This window comes from Pedobacter sp. GW456-11-11-14-TSB4, from assembly GCF_059424425.1.
In genome coordinates this window covers 60,137-79,676 of sequence record NZ_JBWKZK010000008.1, presented here as the reverse complement: position 1 = coordinate 79,676, position 19,540 = coordinate 60,137, and the positions used below count along the sequence as shown (strand labels likewise).

20 protein-coding genes are annotated in these 19,540 nt (G+C 34.4%); 8 read left to right on the top strand and 12 right to left on the bottom strand.

Features of this window, described 5'->3' with window-relative positions; genetic code table 11:
• Positions 1-592: 592 nt before the first annotated feature.
• Positions 593-952, bottom strand: coding sequence for a CoA-binding protein (locus tag AC07XU_RS18005; RefSeq protein ID WP_494945022.1), 360 nt, complete (start codon positions 950-952; stop codon positions 593-595).
• A gap of 103 nt (positions 953-1,055) precedes the next feature.
• Positions 1,056-2,594 (bottom strand): NAD(P)/FAD-dependent oxidoreductase, encoded by a 1,539-nt coding sequence (locus tag AC07XU_RS18000; protein WP_494945021.1) that lies wholly within the window; start codon positions 2,592-2,594, stop codon positions 1,056-1,058.
• A 205-nt stretch (positions 2,595-2,799) separates the two neighbouring features.
• Between AC07XU_RS18000 and AC07XU_RS17995 the strand changes: the two genes are divergently transcribed.
• The 5 genes from AC07XU_RS17995 to AC07XU_RS17975 all read left to right on the top strand — a co-directional run bounded on the left by AC07XU_RS17995 (position 2,800) and on the right by AC07XU_RS17975 (position 5,681).
• The gene (locus tag AC07XU_RS17995) at positions 2,800-3,381 is read left to right on the top strand and encodes a LemA family protein (protein ID WP_494945020.1); all 582 of its coding nucleotides are present in this window, start codon (positions 2,800-2,802) and stop codon (positions 3,379-3,381) included.
• A 76-nt stretch (positions 3,382-3,457) separates the two neighbouring features.
• Complete coding sequence (locus AC07XU_RS17990; RefSeq protein WP_494945019.1) at positions 3,458-3,901, top strand: TPM domain-containing protein; 444 nt, start codon at positions 3,458-3,460, stop codon at positions 3,899-3,901.
• Positions 3,902-3,904: 3 nt separating this feature from the next.
• Complete coding sequence (locus tag AC07XU_RS17985) at positions 3,905-4,684, top strand: TPM domain-containing protein (RefSeq protein WP_494945018.1); 780 nt, start codon at positions 3,905-3,907, stop codon at positions 4,682-4,684.
• 62 nt (positions 4,685-4,746) lie between these two features.
• Positions 4,747-5,139: a hypothetical protein gene (locus tag AC07XU_RS17980; protein ID WP_494945017.1), complete on the top strand. Its 393-nt coding sequence runs from the start codon at positions 4,747-4,749 to the stop codon at positions 5,137-5,139.
• Between the two features lie 2 nt (positions 5,140-5,141).
• Positions 5,142-5,681 (top strand): NUDIX hydrolase, encoded by a 540-nt coding sequence (locus AC07XU_RS17975; protein WP_494945016.1) that lies wholly within the window; start codon positions 5,142-5,144, stop codon positions 5,679-5,681.
• Positions 5,682-5,810: 129 nt separating this feature from the next.
• Here the strand turns inward: AC07XU_RS17975 and dnaA are convergent, their stop codons facing one another.
• The 3 genes from dnaA to AC07XU_RS17960 form a co-directional block, all read right to left on the bottom strand.
• Complete coding sequence (dnaA, locus tag AC07XU_RS17970; protein WP_494945015.1) at positions 5,811-7,241, bottom strand: chromosomal replication initiator protein DnaA; 1,431 nt, start codon at positions 7,239-7,241, stop codon at positions 5,811-5,813.
• A 194-nt stretch (positions 7,242-7,435) separates the two neighbouring features.
• Positions 7,436-8,980 carry an acyl-CoA mutase large subunit family protein gene (locus tag AC07XU_RS17965; RefSeq protein WP_494945014.1) on the bottom strand — a complete coding sequence of 515 codons (1,545 nt, stop codon included), beginning with the start codon at positions 8,978-8,980 and terminating at the stop codon, positions 7,436-7,438.
• A 70-nt stretch (positions 8,981-9,050) separates the two neighbouring features.
• Positions 9,051-9,581, bottom strand: a complete 531-nt coding sequence (locus tag AC07XU_RS17960; protein ID WP_494945013.1) for a DUF7935 family protein — start codon at positions 9,579-9,581, stop codon at positions 9,051-9,053.
• Between the two features lie 163 nt (positions 9,582-9,744).
• Here AC07XU_RS17960 and AC07XU_RS17955 point away from each other — a divergent pair, with 163 nt between their 5' ends.
• On the top strand, positions 9,745-10,098 hold the full coding sequence (locus AC07XU_RS17955) for a HesB/IscA family protein (protein ID WP_494945012.1): 354 nt from the start codon (positions 9,745-9,747) through the stop codon (positions 10,096-10,098).
• Between the two features lie 147 nt (positions 10,099-10,245).
• Positions 10,246-11,475: an ABC transporter permease gene (locus AC07XU_RS17950; RefSeq protein WP_494945011.1), complete on the top strand. Its 1,230-nt coding sequence runs from the start codon at positions 10,246-10,248 to the stop codon at positions 11,473-11,475.
• Positions 11,476-11,521: 46 nt separating this feature from the next.
• Here AC07XU_RS17950 and AC07XU_RS17945 read toward each other — a convergent pair whose 3' ends face one another.
• From AC07XU_RS17945 to AC07XU_RS17920, 6 genes are read right to left on the bottom strand one after another with little or no spacing between them, the layout of a single operon-like run.
• Positions 11,522-12,259, bottom strand: coding sequence for a tyrosine-protein phosphatase (locus tag AC07XU_RS17945; protein WP_494945010.1), 738 nt, complete (start codon positions 12,257-12,259; stop codon positions 11,522-11,524).
• A gap of 2 nt (positions 12,260-12,261) precedes the next feature.
• Positions 12,262-13,314 (bottom strand): dTDP-glucose 4,6-dehydratase, encoded by a 1,053-nt coding sequence (gene rfbB, locus AC07XU_RS17940; RefSeq protein WP_494945009.1) that lies wholly within the window; start codon positions 13,312-13,314, stop codon positions 12,262-12,264.
• A gap of 2 nt (positions 13,315-13,316) precedes the next feature.
• Positions 13,317-13,883, bottom strand: coding sequence for a hypothetical protein (locus AC07XU_RS17935; RefSeq protein WP_494945008.1), 567 nt, complete (start codon positions 13,881-13,883; stop codon positions 13,317-13,319).
• A gap of 20 nt (positions 13,884-13,903) precedes the next feature.
• Positions 13,904-14,923, bottom strand: coding sequence for a UDP-glucose 4-epimerase GalE (galE, locus tag AC07XU_RS17930; protein ID WP_494945007.1), 1,020 nt, complete (start codon positions 14,921-14,923; stop codon positions 13,904-13,906).
• Positions 14,923-15,912 (bottom strand): UDP-glucuronic acid decarboxylase family protein, encoded by a 990-nt coding sequence (locus tag AC07XU_RS17925; RefSeq protein WP_494945006.1) that lies wholly within the window; start codon positions 15,910-15,912, stop codon positions 14,923-14,925. Before AC07XU_RS17925 ends, galE begins: the two co-directional genes overlap by 1 nt.
• On the bottom strand, positions 15,912-17,225 hold the full coding sequence (locus AC07XU_RS17920) for a UDP-glucose dehydrogenase family protein (RefSeq protein ID WP_494945005.1): 1,314 nt from the start codon (positions 17,223-17,225) through the stop codon (positions 15,912-15,914). Before AC07XU_RS17920 ends, AC07XU_RS17925 begins: the two co-directional genes overlap by 1 nt.
• A 65-nt stretch (positions 17,226-17,290) precedes the next feature.
• On the opposite strand from AC07XU_RS17920, the gene AC07XU_RS17915 reads away from it, so the two are divergent.
• Entirely contained in the window at positions 17,291-18,502 is a 1,212-nt protein-coding gene (locus AC07XU_RS17915) for a 3-deoxy-D-manno-octulosonic acid transferase (protein ID WP_494945004.1), read from the top strand.
• Here AC07XU_RS17915 and hemH read toward each other — a convergent pair.
• Positions 18,495-19,508, bottom strand: a complete 1,014-nt coding sequence (gene hemH / locus AC07XU_RS17910; protein ID WP_494945003.1) for a ferrochelatase — start codon at positions 19,506-19,508, stop codon at positions 18,495-18,497. The two genes, AC07XU_RS17915 and hemH, sit on opposite strands and share 8 nt — an antisense overlap.
• Between the last annotated feature and the right edge of the window lie 32 nt (positions 19,509-19,540).

The following is a 19,540-nucleotide window of genomic DNA, read 5'->3' as shown; positions in this document are numbered from 1 at the left end:
TTCAATGCCCCTCTCACTATTTCCGTAATCCCTGTCGCCTCCTCCGAAGCGGGATGCAAAAGTAGGAAAAATAAACGCACCGGCAAACATATCCAGCAATAAACCTAAAGAAATATCGTAACTGCATGATACACACACAGAAAAATTTTTAAAGCGGTATATAGAAATGTAGAAGATTAATAAGAATGATGCATTTATGGTTGGAAAATATATAATGTAAATTATGTATTGATTTAAAAAATTAACCATAAAAAGTTCTAAAACCTAAATATAATACTGAATAAGTAAGAATAAGTATAAAACAAAAGGTGTAATTATTATTAGGCTTGGAGTATTTTAAAAAGTACTGGCCTATTGATATGCTTTATCTACTATGAATTTCGCCAATACTTTTCTGTACTGATCAGTATATTATAGATAGACTATAATTTATAAAGGGCGGTTTGGAGAGCAAATAACTTTTGTTAAATAGGCCCGGTGGAAGCGGAAATACTTTGCGCAGCCACAAATTAAGATTTAGCAGAAAACTTTGCGCAAAGATTGTAGCGAACGACGGGACTGCAGTTGCCGACGAAGTACAACAGCTGACCTACTAATATTGGCCTATGCTTAATAATACGAGCGTACACGCTTCTAATGGTTCGATATCATGCTGGTCTAACATTTTTTCGAATTCGTAATTCTCTGTACCTGGATTAAAAATAACACGTTTGGGCTTTGTATTTAGAATATAATCGTAATAGCCATGCTGAAGATCTGGACCTATATATAAGGTTATGGTATCAATATCATTATAAGGAGTTGCAGGTTTCTCAATTTTAACACCAGCAACCTCACCCTGTTTAATACCTATGTTAACAATAGGATGGCCTTTTGCCGTTAACATTTGCGCCGCTCGATATGCATATCGATCTGAATTTGGAGTTGCCCCTATAATTAAAGTCTTTTTCATTTTATGCTGATTATACAGATTAATTGATTGCACAGATTATAATGCTATTAAAACATATTGATAAATAATTCTGTAGTATCTATATATATAACCAAAAATATAATTATTTGTTTAAAATTGCATTTGCGCAATTAATACCATCTATTGCTGCAGAGACAATGCCACCGGCGTAACCTGCACCCTCTGCACAAGGGTAAAGTCCTTTAATTTGTGGGTGTTGATAGGTTTCTTTATCTCGAGGAATTCTGACTGGTGATGATGTACGGCTCTCTACTCCTACCAAAATTGCATCGTTTGTATAATAACCTCTCATCTTTTTGCCGAATAGTGGAAGGGCTGCTTTTAAGCTAGAGGAAACAAACTCTGGCAATATTTGATCTAGCATAACGCTTTTTGTACCGGGGAGGTAGGAGTTTTTGGGTAAATCTTCAGATAATTTATTTTCAACAAAATCTACCATTCGCTGTGCTGGAGCAACCAAATTGCCGCCGCCGGCTTTAAAAGCAAGCTGCTCTATTTGAGACTGGAAATTTAACATTCGTAACGGGTCGTTACCTTTTACGTCATCTAACGTAACTTGAACTACTGTACCAGAATTTGCAAAAGGGTTATTTCTTTTTGACGGAGACCATCCATTTACTACAATTTCATTTAAATCTGTAGAGCATGGTGCAATAATACCACCTGGACACATGCAAAAAGAGAACACACCCCTTGTGTTTACTTGTTCTACCATACTGTAATAGGCTGGCGGAAGAAATTCTGACCGAATATCGCAATGATATTGAGCGCTATCTATTATATATTGAGGATGTTCTATTCTTACACCGAGTGCAAATGGTTTGGCTTCGATTAGTATATTGCGATTTTGGAGTAGCTCGTAAATATCTCTTGCCGAGTGGCCGGTGGCTAAAATAACATGATCTGCAGATAACTCTTGCTTATTATTTACAACAACGCCTTTGATTTGATTGTTTGATATGATAAAATCAGTTAATTTGGAGTCGAAGTGTACTTCTCCACCTGCATTTTGAATGGTTTCGCGAATGCTAGTTATAATTTGAGGCAACTTATTGGTGCCGATGTGGGGTCTGGCATCAATCAAAATATCTGATTGTGCCCCATGATGTACAAAAATCTGCAATACCTTATTGATATCACCTCTTTTATTTGAACGCGTGTACAACTTGCCATCAGAATATGTTCCAGCTCCTCCCTCGCCATAACAATAGTTGGATTCTGTATTAACTAAACCTTGTTTATTGATGGCTGCTAAGTCTCTTCTTCTTTGCTTAACATCTTTTCCACGCTCAACTACAATTGGCTTTATTCCGTTTTCGATGCATTGAAGGGCGGCAAACAAACCTGCCGGACCAGCACCTACAATAATTACTGTTTTATTAGAATTAATTCTAGGATAGCTAACGTTGTTGGATTGCTCCTCTAAAATTTCGTTAACATATGCCCTAACTTGAAGGCGATAAATAACTTTACGTGACCTAGCATCAATGGAGCGTTTTAATATTTTAAAACCATTAATGGTATGGATTTGAACATTTAGTGCTTTTGATAAGTTTTTAAGAATAACTTGCTCATTTGCAACTTGCTCTGGAGAGAGAGTGATTTCGATTTCTTTTTGCATAAAAATTGTCGAGTTTTTATCTCGAATGATACAAAAATACAATTTTTGAGCTTTAAATTAAAATCAACCAATTTGAAGATAATGGGCTAAATGTTATATTTATAGATTATATTATGGCAAGATGTCAGTATTTTGTCTGATTTAGTAACAAGGCATGAGTATTGATATCTAATTGAAAATAGAAACCTTAAAAACAATATAAAAAATGAAAAGAATAGTAATTGGTATAGTTGCAGTTGTTGCTCTGGTAGCATTAATTAGTGGATGTGGATATAACGGACTTGTTAAAATGGACGAGGAGGTTAAAAACAAGTGGAGTAATGTTGAAGCTCAATATCAGCGTAGATCTGATTTGATCCCTAATTTGGTAAGTACTGTAAAAGGTGCAGCTAAATTTGAGCAGAGTACGCTAACTGCTGTAATTGAAGCTCGTGCTAGTGCAAGTAAAATTACAATTGATCCTGATAAGTTAAATGCAGAGAATATTGAAAAATACCAACAAGCACAAGGTCAGATTACACAGGCTTTAGGGAAATTAATGGTATTGACTGAGAATTATCCAGAGTTAAAAGCTACGCAACAATTTAGTGATTTGTCTGCTCAATTAGAGGGAACTGAAAATCGCATTACTGTAGCACGTAATGATTTTAATGCTTCTGTACAAACATTTAATTCTAAGGTTAGATCATTCCCTACTAATTTAACAGCTGGTATGTTTGGTTTTAGTGTTAAAACTCCATTTAAGGCAGATGCTGGAGCACAAAATGCACCAAAAGTAGAATTTTAGTTATTATCTAACTTTTTAAGGGTAATAGTTGTTTGTTTTTTGAACACTATTACCCTTTAATTTATAAAACAAAACTATGTCTCTTTTTACTACACAAGAACAAGAACTAATAGCAAATACAATAGCCGAAGCTGAAAAAGCTACATCTGGTGAAATAAGAGTTGCCGTTGAAAAACATTGCAAAGGAAGTGCATTTGATAGAGCGACCGAATATTTTGCAGAGTTAGGGATGGACAAAACTGCTCAACATAATGGAGTTTTAATTTATTTAGCTCACGAAGACCATAAATTTGCGATTATTGGGGATAAAGGAATTGACCGCGTTGTACCTGATGATTTTTGGGAAACTACTCAAGTTGCCATGAAAGCTCATTTTTTATCGGGCAATTTGGCAGAGGGAATTGTTGCAGGAATTGCTTTGGCTGGAGAAAAGTTAGCGCTATATTTTCCATATCAAAGTGGAGATATAAATGAATTACCAAACGAAATCATATTTATTGATCAGCACGAAATTAAATAACTGATGAAGAAAATAATCATCTTATCATTTTTAACGTTAATCACCTTTGTTGGGTATGCTCAAGAATTTCCGGCAAAGCCGAATACATTGGTTAATGATTATACAAATACTTTAAGCGGCGAACAAAAACAAGCTTTAGAAAGAAAGCTCGTTGCGTTTGATGATTCTACTAGTAGTCAGATTGCGGTTGTGATCATGAAATCTGTAGGCGACTACGACATTAATGACTATGCCCAAAAATTAGGTAGAGCTTGGGGAGTTGGTGGCAAAGACAAAAACAATGGCGTAGTGTTATTAGTTGCCATAGGCGATAGAAAATTATCCATCCAAACCGGTTATGGTGTAGAGGGTGCATTGCCAGATATTTATACAAAGCGTATCATAGAAAATGATATAAAACCATTTTTTAAATCGAATGAGTATTATGCTGGAATTGATGCCGGAACTGACTCGATTATTCAATTAATTAAAGGCGAATATAAAAGTGATAATCCAAAAGCAAAATCTAAAGGAAGTAAAGGCGGGGCCGGAATCATTGTGATCATCATCATTATTATAATCGTAATTATTTTACGCAAAGGCGGCGGCGGTGGCGGAAACCAAGTTATCGGTGGGCGAGGTGTTGCTGATGCTTTATTTTGGAGTATGCTATTAGGTGGAGGAAGAGGTTCTGGCGGCGGAGGTTTTGGTGGTGGCTTTGGAGGCGGTAGTAGCGGAGGCGGTGGATTTGGTGGATTTGGCGGCGGAAGCTTCGGCGGCGGAGGTAGTAGTGGTAGTTGGTAATTCAGTTTGCAGTTATCTGTTTGCAGTTTTGAATAAGAAACAATTAAACATTACATTTTATAATGTATAGAAAAGATTTGATAACAGCCGAAATTGAAAGGCTAGCTCAGGTTTTGGCAAAAATTATGGGTTTAAAGTTTGAGTTAAAACTTAAAGAAGCCGAATTACTTTTTGATGAAACATTATTAGTTGGCTTTGGTTTACACAAACCATTATTGTTAGATATTGATGTGGAACCGTTTTTGGCTTGGCTAGAACAAGCCAATTTAGCACCTGAAAAACTAAATACGCTTACCGATTTTTTATTCAGCGATTTAGATTTCGAACGAAATCCAATTATCTCTCAGCTTTATGCACAAAAACTTAACTTGATATATCAATTTCTGGTAGATCGTCATCAAATTGTTCACCTCATAAATATGGGGCGACAAAAATATATACAACAGTACCTATAAGCATGGAAATTTTAAAATGGCAAAAATTAGCTTCCAAATATTTAGTTAGAGAACGATGGGCTACTTTGAGAGTAGATACTTGTAAGTTACAAAATGGAAGTGTTAAAGATGATTATTACGTTTTAGAATATCCAAACTGGGTAAACGCTATTGCTTTAACGAAAGAAAATAAGATCATTATGGTTAGGCAATATCGCTTTGCGGCTGATATTATCTCGCTAGAAGTACCTGGCGGAGTTATTGATGATGGTGAAGATCCTGAGACTGCCGTTGTAAGAGAGTTGCAAGAAGAAACAGGGTATAGCTTTGAAAGTTGCGAATTGATTGCGACTTTGTATCCAAATCCGGCTACATCAACAAATAAAACTTTTACTTATCTACTTAAAGGCGGTGTTAAAACCCATGAACAACATTTAGATGAACATGAAATTTTAAACGTTGAAGAATATACAATTGAGGAAGTAAAACAGTTGCTTAAGGATAATAAAATTGATCAGGCGTTACATGTTGCCGGATTACATTATGGCTTAATGCATTTGTAAAAACATTAATATTTATAAAGCCCATTTTGAAAATATCAAAATGGGCTTTTTTTTATTTGTTCCGTCGACTAAAGTCGACGGCAATGAAGTTCCAAGGCAGTGAAGTTCTAATGCAATGAAAATTTTGTATTAACTCATTTTCAGTTTTTTCTGAATATCGTTAACATATGCTTTAAACTTTTTATCAGTTTCTATTAAATCTTCTACCGTTTGGCAGGCATAAATTACAGTAGAGTGATCTCTGCCACCAAAGAAAGCACCAATAGTTTTTAATGATGATTTGGTATGGCTTTTAGACAAATACATTGAAATTTGACGAGCCTGCACAATCTCACGTTTACGTGTTTGTGATTTTACCATATCAACTGGAACTTCAAAATATTCACATACCAATTTCTGGATATACTCCATAGAAATTTCTTTAGAAGTATTTTTGATGAAGTTCTTCAACATTTGTTTAGCCAAAGCCAAATCGATGTCTTTTTTATTTAAGGTAGATTGCGCTAAAAGCGAAACCATAGCTCCTTCTAACTCACGTACATTATTGTCGATGTTGTGCGCTACGTATTCTACCACATCACTTGGCAACTCAATACCATCAGCATACATTTTCTTTTTAAGGATTGCAATACGCACTTCTAAATCTGGCACCTGCAAATCAGCAGATAAACCCCATTTAAAACGACTTAACAAACGCTCTTCTAAACCAGCTAAATCTTTTGGAGCTTTGTCTGATGTTAAGATAACTTGCTTACCTGACTGATGTAAGTGATTAAAAATATGGAAGAAGATATCTTGAGTTTTTTCTTTACCTGCAAAGTTATGCACATCATCCATAATGATTACATCCATTGCCTGATAAAAATTAACGAAATCGTTAATGGTATTGTTCTTTAATGAATCTACAAACTGCTGACAGAATTTTTCGCAAGAAACATAAATTACCAACTTATCTGGCATGCTACGTTTAATCTCGTTACCAATAGCCTGAGCCAAGTGAGTTTTACCTAAACCCACGCCACCGTAAATCATTAAAGGATTAAAAGAAGTGCCACCTGGTTTTGCTGCAACTGCATAACCTGCAGAACGAGCTAAACGGTTACAATCTCCTTCAATATAATTTTCGAAAGTATAGTTTGGATTAAGTTGCGGATCAACATTTAACTTTTTCAATCCAGGTATTATAAACGGATTTTTGATATCCTTATTTATAGATACAGGAATTGGCATTGATTGCATTTTAGCTTCTGCCCCATTTCCGTTAGAGGGCATGTTTGTAGTATATGGAGAACCACTGTTTGACGACTTGTCAACCACTATATTATATTCTAATCTTCCTTCGTCTCCCAATTGCTTTTTTACTGTTTTACGAAGTAAGCCCACATAGTGTTCTTCTAACCATTCGTAAAAAAATAAACTAGGCACCTGGATGGTTAAAACTTTCCCCTCTAATTTAAGTGCTGATATCGGTTCGAACCAGGTTTTAAAACTTTGGCTCGGAATGTTATCCTTAATTATTTGAAGACAGTTCTTCCATACTTCGGTACAAGTTTTTTCCATTGTTAATCTTTAATTTGTTGGTTTTCAGTTCTAATAAGGACATTACGGATATGCCCTTTTGAGTCTTCGAATATTCAAAAAATTATCAACATATTGAACAAAAATTTCAATTAATTTGTAAGTCATTCACAAGCAGTATTATATACCACTTAACCTCAATTTTTTGTGTTGATAACTATTTTTTAACATAGTTTTTAATATTCTCCAAACTCGTTTCTTAAACAATCCGCTATTTCACCAAGTGTTGCATATTCTTCTACAGCAATTAGTATAAATGGCATCAAATTCAAATCAGATTTAGTTGCTGTTGTAAGGTTTTTTAAAGCTTCATTCACAGCTTCAGTATTTCTTTCCTCTTTAAGCCTATCCAATTTCTCAGTTTGTATCACCCTAATGGTTTCATCAATTTTCAATACATCTGTAATACCATCTGTTTCTTGCGTAAATTTGTTCACTCCAACAATAATTCGTTCCGCGGCTTCAATTTCCTTTTGATACTGATAAGAAGCATTTGCAATTTCTTGTTGCATGTAACCATTTTCTATCGCATTAACTGAGCCACCCATCGCATCAATCTTGTCTATGTAGGCTTGTGCTGCCGTTTCTATCTCATCTGTTAAATTCTCTACAAAAAATGAGCCAGCTAAAGGATCAACAGTGTCTGTAACTCCGCTTTCAAAAGCAATAACTTGCTGTGTACGCAAAGCGATTTTAGCCGCAGCTTCTGTTGGTAATGATAAAGCCTCATCATAACCATTGGTATGCAAAGACTGTGTACCGCCTAAAACCGCAGCCATTGCTTGGTTAGTGACTCTTATCACATTATTTAATGGCTGTTGTGCTGTTAAGGTAGAGCCTCCAGTTTGCGTATGAAACCTTAACATCTGTGCTTTTTCGTCTGTAGCACCTAACTCTTTTGTGATATGTGCCCACATTCTTCTTGCTGCCCTAAATTTGGCAATTTCTTCAAAAAAATTATTGTGGCAATTGAAGAAGAAAGACAATCGTTTTGCAAAAACATTAATATCTAAACCTTTATCAAGCGCAGCTTTTAAATAAGCCTTGCCATTAGCTAAAGTAAAAGCCAACTCTTGTACTGCAGTTGAGCCTGCTTCTCTAATATGATATCCAGAAATTGAAATGGTATTCCACTTAGGAACTTCTTTACTACAATATTCAAAAATATCTGTAATAATACGCATTGATGGTTTTGGAGGATAAATATAAGTACCTCTTGCTGCATATTCTTTTAGGATATCATTCTGTATAGTGCCCGAAATTTCTTTTAAATCTGCACCCTGCTTTTTAGCTAAAGCAATATACATTGCCAATAAAATTGATGCGGTAGCATTAATTGTCATTGAGGTAGTAATGTTTTTTAACTCAATGCCATCAAATAATATCTCCATATCTTTCAATGAATCTATGGCTACACCAACTTTACCAACTTCACCTTCTGCCATTTCATGATCCGAGTCATATCCAATTTGAGTAGGCAAATCAAACGCAACAGATAAACCCATGGTTCCTTGCGCTAATAAATAATGGTATCTCTTATTAGACTCTTCGGCAGTAGAAAAACCTGCGTATTGCCTCATTGTCCATAAACGCCCTCGGTACATGTCTTTCTGAATGCCTCTGGTAAAAGGAAATTCTCCTGGATTTTCGTTTATTGGCTTTGCAGAGGTATACAGATCTTTGATTTCGATACCCGATGTTGTTGTATGTTTAGTACTCATGGTATTGTTTGTAGGCAAAATTAACTTTAAATAAAAAACAAGTTATTTCATAGCATAGCTGATGATTATATTAATGCAAAACCTGTATGTTCTTTTTAATATGATCAATTGTTAAATCATAAGGGTTTTCTCCGATAGAGCTCATGTGATGTAAAACCTTTTTGCTTAAATCTACCCCACTAGCATTTTCTGGTAAACCTTGTACTGCATTATTAATCATTGCGATGGTATCATCTTTTAATTTTTTCACAATATTCCAACTTACTGTATCTATATATAATTGCTGTGTAATGTTGTGTTGATACTCTGACTTAATCTCATTAATAACCAATGTTTGTAATGTAGCAAGGCTGATACCTTGTTGATGCAAACGAAGCAATAAATTAGCTGGATTAATTCGATCTATGAAAATAATTAATCTCTCATGGGCCTGTAACCTCATCGGAAAAAGATCAGCACGTTTATCTCCATTGTTGGCTAAAGATTTGAAACGGAAATAATTTTGAATATCGTTCTTAATTAAAAGATAACCTACCACTACGGTAATTATACCTCCTAAAGCAAAAGTTGCTGCTGTTGTTAAAAAACTATAAATGGTCATTATATGTTTATAAATAGTAATATTAATACGGTTACGAACAAAAATGTACATAAATATTTATATTTGTCTTATTGATTTACATTTTAATCAATCAGAGAATATTATGATTGATAATTAAGTAAATTATATTTTTTTTTAGAATTCATATTTAATTTTAAATAACATGAGTACCACTGTAGAAACTGCTTTTGCACCTGTATCATTTACCGAAAATGCTGCTAAAGAACTTTTGAAATTAAAAGACCAACAAGAAATTTCTGAAGATTTTGGATTACGCGTAGGCGTTGAGGGTGGCGGTTGCTCTGGAATGAGCTATGTATTAGGCTTTGATCAAAAAAAAGAGGGAGATCAGGAATTTTATATCGATGGAATTAAAATTTTTATGCACAAAGCACATCAAATGTATTTATTAGGAATGCAAATTGATTGGCAAGATGGCTTAAACTCAAGAGGCTTTACATTTAGCAATCCAAATGCAGCTAGCTCTTGTGGTTGCGGAACAAGTTTTTCTGTTTAACCAGTAAATGCTTTAAGAGTGAAGTTTGGGTTGAACCAAATAAATCATCTGTCAAAGTAATATATATTGTAACATTTTAAGAGGTCTCGTTGTCTTACCAACGGGACTTTTTATTTTTATACCTAATTAGCACTTTATTTCTATCAAATGACCTATACCGAAAACGTAAGACTTGCGCTACAATCTATTAAAAGTAACAGGCTACGTACCATTCTTACTGCGTTAATTATTGCCATTGGCTTATCAGCTTTGGTGGGTATTTTAACCACAATTGATGCAATAAAAAGCAGCATGACTGAGGCTTTTTCTAGTATGGGTGCAAATTCATTTAACATTAGAAATAGAGGAAGTGGTATTAGAATTGGAAATGGTAAAAGACCTAAACCCTTCAAGTCGATCCGTTACGAAGATGCGATTAAATTTAAAGAAAGATTAAATGCCCCTGCAACAGTTTCGGTTAGTGTTTTTGCAAGTGGCGGCTCTACTGTAAAATATAAACAAGAAAAAACCAATCCAAATATTAACATACAAGGCATTGACGAGAATGGATTAGGTTCTCAAGGTTTAGATTTATCATTAGGAAGAAACTTTACAAATGCTGAAGCCCAATCAGCAAACAACATTTGTATTATCGGAAGTGAAATTGCAAAAACAGTTTTTAAGAAAGAGGATCCGTTAGATAAAATTATTAACGTAGGTAATAACAAGTTTAAAGTTGTTGGTGTTTTGGCAGAAAAAGGATCTGGCATGGGGCAAAATACGGACAGAGCAGTTTATGTACCTCTTTACAAAGCTAAAATCATAAATTCTAATGCCAATCCATCTTACACTATAACTGTAAATGTTGTAAATAAAGATTTGATGGACAATGTTATAGGTGAAGCAACTTCAGAATTTAGGAATATCAGAAAAATTAAAATTAAGCAACCTAATAACTTCGAAATTACTAAAAGTGATTCTGTTGCACAAACGCTAGATGAAAACTTGCAATATGTTGTTATTGGCGGTATTGCTATTGGTTCGATTACTTTACTTGGCGCATCAATAGCCTTAATGAATATTATGTTGGTTTCTGTTACTGAGAGAACAAGAGAAATAGGTATAAGAAAAGCGATTGGCGCAAATCCTGCAACCATCAGAAAACAGTTTTTAATTGAGGCAGTGGTAATTTGTTTAATGGGCGGCTTTTTTGGTATAATGTTAGGTGTAGGTATTGGCAATTTGATCTCTTTATTTGTTGGAGGATCATTTATAATGCCATGGCTGTTTATAGGTATCGGATTTGCGCTATGCGTTGGAATAGGTATCCTATCTGGTTATTATCCTGCCAAAAAAGCTTCAAGACTTGACCCTGTAGAAGCATTGCGCTACGAATAATTTATCAGTTCGCAGTTTACAGTTATCACTCTGCAGTTTAAATGAACTATAACAATAGATTTTGCATTTGCGGTTGCGAAAGAATTTTTTGTACTCTATCTAAGTGCAAACTTTCTTTTAAAGCATCGCCATGGCGAAGATGATGCATATCACTTCCTAAAAAATCTATGCAATAGTTATCTACCAATTCTTCTGCAGTTTGCTTGCAACTTTTACCATAATATCCTGTTAAGGAAATAGTGTTTAATTGTAACAGGCAACCGGTAGCTCTTATACTTTCATAATTATCTAAAGTGCCGTAAAAATAAGGATAACGCTCCGGGTGAGCAAGTACAGGCTGATAACCAGCATCTTGCATTTTAGCAATTACCTCAAAAACATTGTGCGGCGGATTGATATAAGATAGCTCAAAAAGCAAATATTTTTTATCACCAAAAGTTAATACTTCCTTTTTTTCAATCTTATTTTCAAAAGTTTCGTCTAAATAATACTCTGCAGCTGCGCTAACTTCTAAATCAATACTATTCTTTTGCAACCCTTCTCTTAAAATATCAAGTGCTTTATTAATGCTATCAGGCGTGTTCCTAAAATAATCTGCCATGATATGAGGTGTGGCAATTAACTTTGTAAAGCCTAATTCTTTAAAACGAGCGGCCAAAAACAAAGAATCGTTTAAGCTTTTAGCTCCATCGTCTATACCTGGTAAAATATGCGAATGCATATCTGTACCGATAGTTGAAAAGTTAAATGCAGGTTCTTTTTTCTTTTTTAGCCAATTAAACAAGTCTACCTCCCTTTATATTGATTATCATAATAAGCTTGATAATTACCTGAAGTTACGTTTTTTAACCAATCTTCATTTTCTAGATACCACTCCACTGTTTTCTCTAATCCTTCTTCAAATTGCAAACTTGGCACCCACCCTAATTTATTTTGTAATTTAGTAGAATCTATTGCATAACGCAAATCATGGCCAGCTCTGTCTTTAACATAAGTGATTAATTTTGCCGATTCTCCATCAACCCTACCTAATTTCTTATCCATAATTTTGCACAGTAGATTGATCAGATCGATATTCTTCCATTCGTTGTGACCACCAATATTATAGGTTTCGCCAGTTTTTGCATTGTGGAAAATCACATCAATTGCTCTTGCATGATCCTCAACCCATAACCAATCTCTAACATTTTCTCCCTTTCCATAAACAGGAACAGGCTTATTGTTTTTGATATTATTAATGGCTAGAGGGATTAATTTTTCAGGAAAATGGTTTGCTCCATAGTTATTAGAACAATTTGAAATAACAATGTTTAAACCATAAGTATCATGATAGGCTCTTACAAAATGATCTGAACTAGCTTTAGACGCAGAATATGGACTATGCGGATCATAAGCTGTAGTTTCTGTAAACATTCCCTCGTTGCCTAAAGCACCATAAACCTCATCAGTGCTTACGTGATAAAAGCGTTTATTTTCATAATCTCCCTTCCAGTATTCTCTAGCTGCATTTAATAAGTTTACTGTACCAATTACATTAGTTAAAACAAAAGCTGTAGGATCTTCTATAGAACGATCTACATGAGATTCTGCTGCCAAATGAATTACAGCATCAAAATTTTCTTGTTGAAATAAACGGTTTATTTCTCCAGCATCTGTTATATCAGCTTTTACGAATCGATAATTTTCTTTGTCCTCAATATCTGAAAGGTTTGCCAAGTTGCCAGCATAGGTAAGTGCATCTAGGTTAACAATCTCGTATTGAGGATAGTTGTTTACAAACCTGCGTACTACATGTGAGCCAATGAAACCAGCGCCTCCGGTTATTAAAATTTTATTCATATTTATATTTGATCTGGCAATTTTAAATCTACCGCAACTTTAGCCATATCTTCTTTGTATATTTTAGCCAATAGCTCGTTCATATCATCTTTTAAATCAAATTGCAAGTCTTCATGCAATTTATAGAATTTACGCAAAGTTACAAGCGTACTTTTAATAAAATAAGTTGAAAATATATCATCATAACTTTTATATGATGAATAAACATTGGTTTTAAACTTGGTAACTGTATGGTTGAACAAAAAAATTCTTAAGCTTACATCTTCAAAATTGGATTTTGTAACTCTAAAGTTATGATTTACTCCTTTAGCCAATTTACGCAAAACAGCTAGCGTATCTTTTGCATTAGTATTTTTTGATGAACTTAACTTTTTCATCTCCTGCAAAATATTTTCCTTTATTGCCTCAACCCTATCCCTTAAATTGCTTTCATCTTCTAAAAGTAAAAAATGAAGATGTTCTGTAAGCACTTTATCTTTTGCAACTAAACGAAGTAAAAGCTTATCTTTTTCTTTTGGAGGCAAATCCAAAATCTCTTTTTTTAGATCTTTATGCTCGTTTAGTTTCATTACCTAGCTTAAATGCGAGTTTAGAAAGAATTTTCTTTTATATATTTTTCCCACTCCCATGCAGAGCTCATCATTTCTGTTAAACCTAATTCAGCCTTCCATCCTAAAACTTTGTTAGACAAGGTTACATCTCCAAAGGTTTTTTCAATATCTCCTTCTCTTCTTTCACCAATCTTATAATCTAATTTTTGCCCTGTTGATTCTTCGAAAGCCGCAATAATTTCTAACACAGATGAGCCTTTACCTGTACCAACGTTAAAAACTTCGTAATTATTTCTTTCGCTGCTTTGCAATCTTTCTATAGCTGCTACATGCGCTTTAGCTAAATCAACAACATGTATATAATCTCTAATTGCAGAACCATCTGGCGTATTGTAATCATTACCAAAAACTGTAATCGGTCCTCTCTTCCCTATGGCAGATTGTGTTATAAATGGAATTAAATTTTGAGGAACACCAATTGGCAACTCACCAATTAATGCAGATTTATGCGCACCAACTGGATTGAAATAACGTAAAGCAATCACTTCTAAGCCTGGTGTACTAGCACATGTTTCTTGCAAAATTTCTTCAGCTATTTGTTTGGTGTTGCCATAAGGCGATTCTGCTTTCTTAACAGGAGAATGTTCTGTTACTGGTAAAACATCTGGCTGCCCATAAACGGTACAAGACGATGAAAAAACCAGTTTAACTTTACTATTGTATGCTATAATGATATTGATGAGTGAATAAAAATTATTACGATAATACTTTAAAGGCTGTTGTACAGACTCGCCAACGGCTTTAAAAGCTGCAAAGTGAATAATACCATCTACATCTGTATTTTGTAAAGCAAATGACTTAACAGCTTGCTCATCGCATAAGTCAATTTCAAAAAAAGTTGGTCTTTTGCCACATATTTTTTCTATTTGATCTAATATTTTAGGATTGGAGTTAGAAAAATCATCAATCACTATCACTTCATAGCCAGCATTAAACAATTCTACAACTGTATGAGATCCAATATATCCTGCTCCGCCTGTAACTAGTATTTTCGCCATTATTTATTGTAGTTTTTAAAATTCTTGTGTTCTTTATTTATCAATGCATCTTTTGGCAGAGATTTAAAATATTCGTAAGTAATTTTTAAGCCTTCTGCCCTACCAACTTTAGGTTCCCATTTTAAAAGCTCCCTTGCTTTTGTAATATCTGGTCTGCGTTGTTTCGGATCGTCTTTAGGTAATTCTTTACAAACAATTTTTTGAGCTGTTCCAGTTAACTTGATAATTTCTTCTGCAAAATCCATCATCGTTATTTCATCAGGGTTACCAATATTCACGGGTTGAGCATAATCGCTAAACAATAATCGATAAATGCCTTCAATCAAATCATCAACATAACAAAAAGACCTTGTCTGACTGCCATCACCGAACACGGTTAAATCTTCACCTCTTAAAGCCTGACCGATAAACGCTGGCAAAACTCTACCATCATTTAATCGCATTCGCGGTCCGTAGGTATTAAAAATTCTAACAATTCTTGTTTCTAATCCATGAAAGGTATGGTAAGCCATTGTCATTGCTTCTTGAAAACGCTTAGCCTCATCATAAACACCTCGAGGACCAACTGGATTTACGTTACCCCAATATTCTTCTGGTTGAGGATTAACCGTTGGATCTCCATAAACTTCAGAAGTTGAAGCAATTAATAATCTGGCATTTTTTGCTTTGGCCAAACCCAATAGGTTATGAATACCTAAAGAGCCAACTTTTAATGTTTGGATAGGAATTTTCAAGTAATCTATAGGACTTGCAGGTGATGCAAAATGCAATATGTAATCTAAGTTTCCGGGAACATGAACAAATTTTGAAACATCGTGATGATAAAATTCAAAATTTTCGAGTTTAAATAAGTGCTCTATGTTCTGTAAATCGCCAGTAATCAGGTTATCCATAGCAATAACATGGAAATCTTCTTTAATAAATCGATCACATAAATGCGAACCTAAAAAACCAGCAGCACCGGTTATTAATACTCTTTTACGCTCCATTATTCTGCAATTAATTTTCTACCAACACTATTGTAGTAATATCCTAAATCAACCATTTTTTGCAAATCGAAAAGATTTCTACCATCAAATATTATCTTGTTAGTAAGCAATTCATCCATTTTCTCAAAATCTGGATTACGGAATACCGACCATTCTGTAGCTATTAATAACGCATCAGCATCTTTTAAAGTCTCATATTGGTTAGCAGCAAAGCTGATTTTATCTCCTAACATTGCTTTTACATTCTCCATCGCCTCTGGATCAAAAGCAGAGACAGTCGCACCATGTTTTAAAAGTTCATCAATAATGTACAAAGCAGGCGCCTCTCTAATATCATCTGTTTCTGGCTTAAAAGCCAAACCCCAAAGTGCAAAATGCTTGCCTTTGATATCGTTTTTATAATATTTTAAAAGCTTATCAACTAAAACAACCTTTTGTTTTTCGTTGACATTCATTACCGCCTTTAGAATCTGAAAATCATATTCATAAGCTTCGGCAGCAATAGCTAAAGCTTGTACATCTTTTGGGAAACAGCTACCACCATAACCAATACCCGGAAACAGAAAGCGTTTGCCAATTCTATCATCAGAGCCAATGCCTTTTCTTACTGCATCTACATCTGCACCAACAATTTCGCACAAATTTGCAATCTCGTTCATAAATGTAATTTTAGTGGCTAGAAATGAATTAGCTGCATATTTAGTTAATTCAGAAGAACGTTCATCCATAAAAAAGATAGGATTGCCTTGGCGTACATATGGCGCATATAATTCTGCCATTAATTTTTGTGCCTTCTCACTTTTGGTTCCAATAACCACACGATCAGGCTTCATAAAATCATCAACAGCTACACCTTCACGTAAAAATTCAGGATTAGAAACCACATCAATTTCTACATTAGTATTTTCTGCAAAAACGGCTTGTACTTTATCTGCCGTACCAACCGGAACAGTTGATTTATTAACAATTACCTTATACTCTTTAACTAGCTTAGAAATATCTTTTGCCGCACCTAAAATGTACGATAAATCTGCTGCGCCATCACCACCTGGTGGCGTAGGCAATGCCATAAAAATAATTTGCGCTTCATTAACTGCTAATCCCAAATCGGTAGTAAACGACAAGCGGCCTTGAGCAATATTTCGATGAAAAAGAACATCTAAACCAGGCTCATAAATTGGAATTTCACCAGCAATCATCTTTTGCACTTTGGCCTCATTAATATCTACACAAATTACATTATTTCCAGTTTCTGCCAAACAAGTTCCGGTAACTAAGCCAACATATCCTGTTCCAATTACAGCTATCTTCATATATTAATAGAAGGTTTTAATTTTATTCATTTATCTTGCAACGAAGATAATAAATAAGACGTAAAATGCTTTGGATTTATAATATTGGGATAAGATTATATGGTTTTCTTTTACTTATTGCTGCAATTTTTAACCCAAAAGCTAAATTGTTCGTAAACGGTAGAAAAAACATTTGGCAACAAATAGCCAACAAAATTGACCCTAACGATCAACCTATATGGTTTCACTTTGCTTCGCTTGGCGAATTTGAACAAGGAAGGCCAGTTTTAGAAACGCTTAAAAATCAAAAGCCAGAGCAAAAAATAATCGTTACTTTTTTTTCTCCTTCTGGTTATGAAATTAGAAAAAATTATGCTTTAGCGGATGTTTTCTATTTACCCATAGATACTCGTAAAAACGCAGAGCGATTTATAGAACTTGTAAATCCGCAGCAAGCGATATTTACCAAATATGAGTTTTGGTTCCATTATTTTTATGAACTGCATAAAAAACAAATTCCACTTTATTTAATTTCTGGAATTTTTAGGCCCAACCAAACCTTTTTTAAATGGTATGGAGGTTTTTACAGAAACATGCTTAAATACATTGCTCATTCTTTTGTACAAAACCAAGAGAGCATTAATTTATTAAAAGAAATAGGCATTAACAGTGTTAGTTTAAGTGGCGATACTAGATTTGATCGTGTATATCAAAATGCTCAACAGCCGAATGCTCTACCTTTAATTAAACAATTTTGTGGTGATGATAAAGTATTTATTGCTGGTAGTACTTGGCTACCCGATGAAAAATTATTAGTGGCCTTAGCTGAAAAAAATCCAGATTGGAAGTTTATTATTGCTCCGCATGAAATTGGAGAAGCTCATATTCAAGAAATTGAAAAATTGTTTCCAAAGGCGATAAAGTACTCGTCTTTTAGTACTCAGCTTACACAAAGCTCACCTCAAATCTTAATCATAGATAATATCGGAATGCTTTCATCGCTGTATCAATATGGAAAACTAGCCTTTATTGGTGGAGGATTTGGAGCTGGAATTCACAATACATTAGAAGCTGCTGCGTTTGGTTTGCCCGTAATTTTCGGTCCTAAATATGATAAATTTCAGGAAGCAAAAGACCTGATTGCCATTGGTGCAGCAAAAAGTATTTCAAATGAAAATGAATTAATTGTTGCTTTCGAAAATTTTAAGGCAAATGAAAGTTCTTCCGCAGCTGCGAAAAAATATGTTGGACACAAAAAAGGAGCTACCGAAATGATTATTAAAAAAATAGCTAGCTAACTGCCATTTCTGCTAAAGCTTCTATAAATTTTGGGTGATCATTTAAACTTTCTACCAATTGCACGTGTTCTCCTCCAAGCTCTTGAAATTCTTCATGATATTCTACAGTAATTTCATAAAGAGTTTCTAAACAATCAGCTACGAAAGCAGGACTAAACACTAACAATCTCTTTTTGCCTTCGGCTGCTAACTTCTTTAAAACATCGGTTGTATATGGCTGTACCCAAGGATCTTTGCCTAAGCGTGATTGAAAACAAACCGTGTAATTTTCTTTAGCAATGCCCATTTTTGCAGCAATTAAACTCGCAGTGTGATGGCCTTGGGCAGAATAGCAAAACTTATTGGTATCATTAAAAGTATGACAACAATCTTTTTGTTTTAGGCAGTAATTACCAGTATGATCACATTTTGCCAATTGTCTTTCTGGTAACCCATGGAAACTAAATAAAATATGATCGAAAGTTTCTGGTTTATATTTTGCGCCATTTTCTGCAAAAATTTCAATCATTTGCTGATTATCATGAAATGAACTTACGAATGAAATTGGCGGAATAGTTTGCCATTTGCTTACCAATTCCATTACCAATTGCAATACTGAGCCAGAACTCGCAGATGCATACTGGGGAAACAATGGAATTACTTTGATACTTTCTACCAAACCATCTTTTAGCTTAGCCAAAGCACTTTCTATTGATGGATTTTGATAACGCATCGCTAGTTCTACATGGTAATCATCGCCCAGTTTTTCTTGCAATAATTGCGCTTGAATTTTGCTATAATGAAATAATGGAGAACCATTCTCATTCCAAATTTCTTTATATAGCTTAGAAGTTTTTGGACTACGGAAAGGAACAATGATGCCTTTTACCAACAATGTCCTTGTAAACTTAGAAATGTCTATCACACGTTCATCCATTAAAAACTGATCAAGATATTTTCTAACATCTTTAGTTTCTGGACTATCTGGTGTACCTAAATTTACTAATAAAACTCCTTTTTTTGCCATGATTTTTTATGCTGAACTGGTTGTACAGTTTA

Bases quoted from the DNA above. Each gene is read 5' to 3' on its own strand.
- hemH (WP_494945003.1), bottom strand. From the start codon at position 19,508: ATGGCAAAAAAAGGAGTTTTATTAGTAAATTTAGGTACACCAGATAGT.
- AC07XU_RS17990 (WP_494945019.1), top strand. From the start codon at position 3,458: ATGTCTCTTTTTACTACACAAGAACAAGAACTAATAGCAAATACAATA.
- rfbB (WP_494945009.1), bottom strand. From the start codon at position 13,314: ATGAATAAAATTTTAATAACCGGAGGCGCTGGTTTCATTGGCTCACAT.
- dnaA (WP_494945015.1), bottom strand. From the start codon at position 7,241: ATGGAAAAAACTTGTACCGAAGTATGGAAGAACTGTCTTCAAATAATT.
- AC07XU_RS17950 (WP_494945011.1), top strand. From the start codon at position 10,246: ATGACCTATACCGAAAACGTAAGACTTGCGCTACAATCTATTAAAAGT.
- galE (WP_494945007.1), bottom strand. From the start codon at position 14,923: ATGGCGAAAATACTAGTTACAGGCGGAGCAGGATATATTGGATCTCAT.
- AC07XU_RS17915 (WP_494945004.1), top strand. From the start codon at position 17,291: ATGCTTTGGATTTATAATATTGGGATAAGATTATATGGTTTTCTTTTA.
- AC07XU_RS17980 (WP_494945017.1), top strand. From the start codon at position 4,747: ATGTATAGAAAAGATTTGATAACAGCCGAAATTGAAAGGCTAGCTCAG.
- AC07XU_RS17935 (WP_494945008.1), bottom strand. From the start codon at position 13,883: ATGAAACTAAACGAGCATAAAGATCTAAAAAAAGAGATTTTGGATTTG.
- AC07XU_RS18000 (WP_494945021.1), bottom strand. From the start codon at position 2,594: ATGCAAAAAGAAATCGAAATCACTCTCTCTCCAGAGCAAGTTGCAAAT.
- AC07XU_RS17925 (WP_494945006.1), bottom strand. From the start codon at position 15,912: ATGGAGCGTAAAAGAGTATTAATAACCGGTGCTGCTGGTTTTTTAGGT.
- AC07XU_RS17985 (WP_494945018.1), top strand. From the start codon at position 3,905: ATGAAGAAAATAATCATCTTATCATTTTTAACGTTAATCACCTTTGTT.
- AC07XU_RS17960 (WP_494945013.1), bottom strand. From the start codon at position 9,581: ATGACCATTTATAGTTTTTTAACAACAGCAGCAACTTTTGCTTTAGGA.
- AC07XU_RS17975 (WP_494945016.1), top strand. From the start codon at position 5,142: ATGGAAATTTTAAAATGGCAAAAATTAGCTTCCAAATATTTAGTTAGA.
- AC07XU_RS18005 (WP_494945022.1), bottom strand. From the start codon at position 952: ATGAAAAAGACTTTAATTATAGGGGCAACTCCAAATTCAGATCGATAT.
- AC07XU_RS17995 (WP_494945020.1), top strand. From the start codon at position 2,800: ATGAAAAGAATAGTAATTGGTATAGTTGCAGTTGTTGCTCTGGTAGCA.
- AC07XU_RS17920 (WP_494945005.1), bottom strand. From the start codon at position 17,225: ATGAAGATAGCTGTAATTGGAACAGGATATGTTGGCTTAGTTACCGGA.
- AC07XU_RS17965 (WP_494945014.1), bottom strand. From the start codon at position 8,980: ATGAGTACTAAACATACAACAACATCGGGTATCGAAATCAAAGATCTG.
- AC07XU_RS17955 (WP_494945012.1), top strand. From the start codon at position 9,745: ATGAGTACCACTGTAGAAACTGCTTTTGCACCTGTATCATTTACCGAA.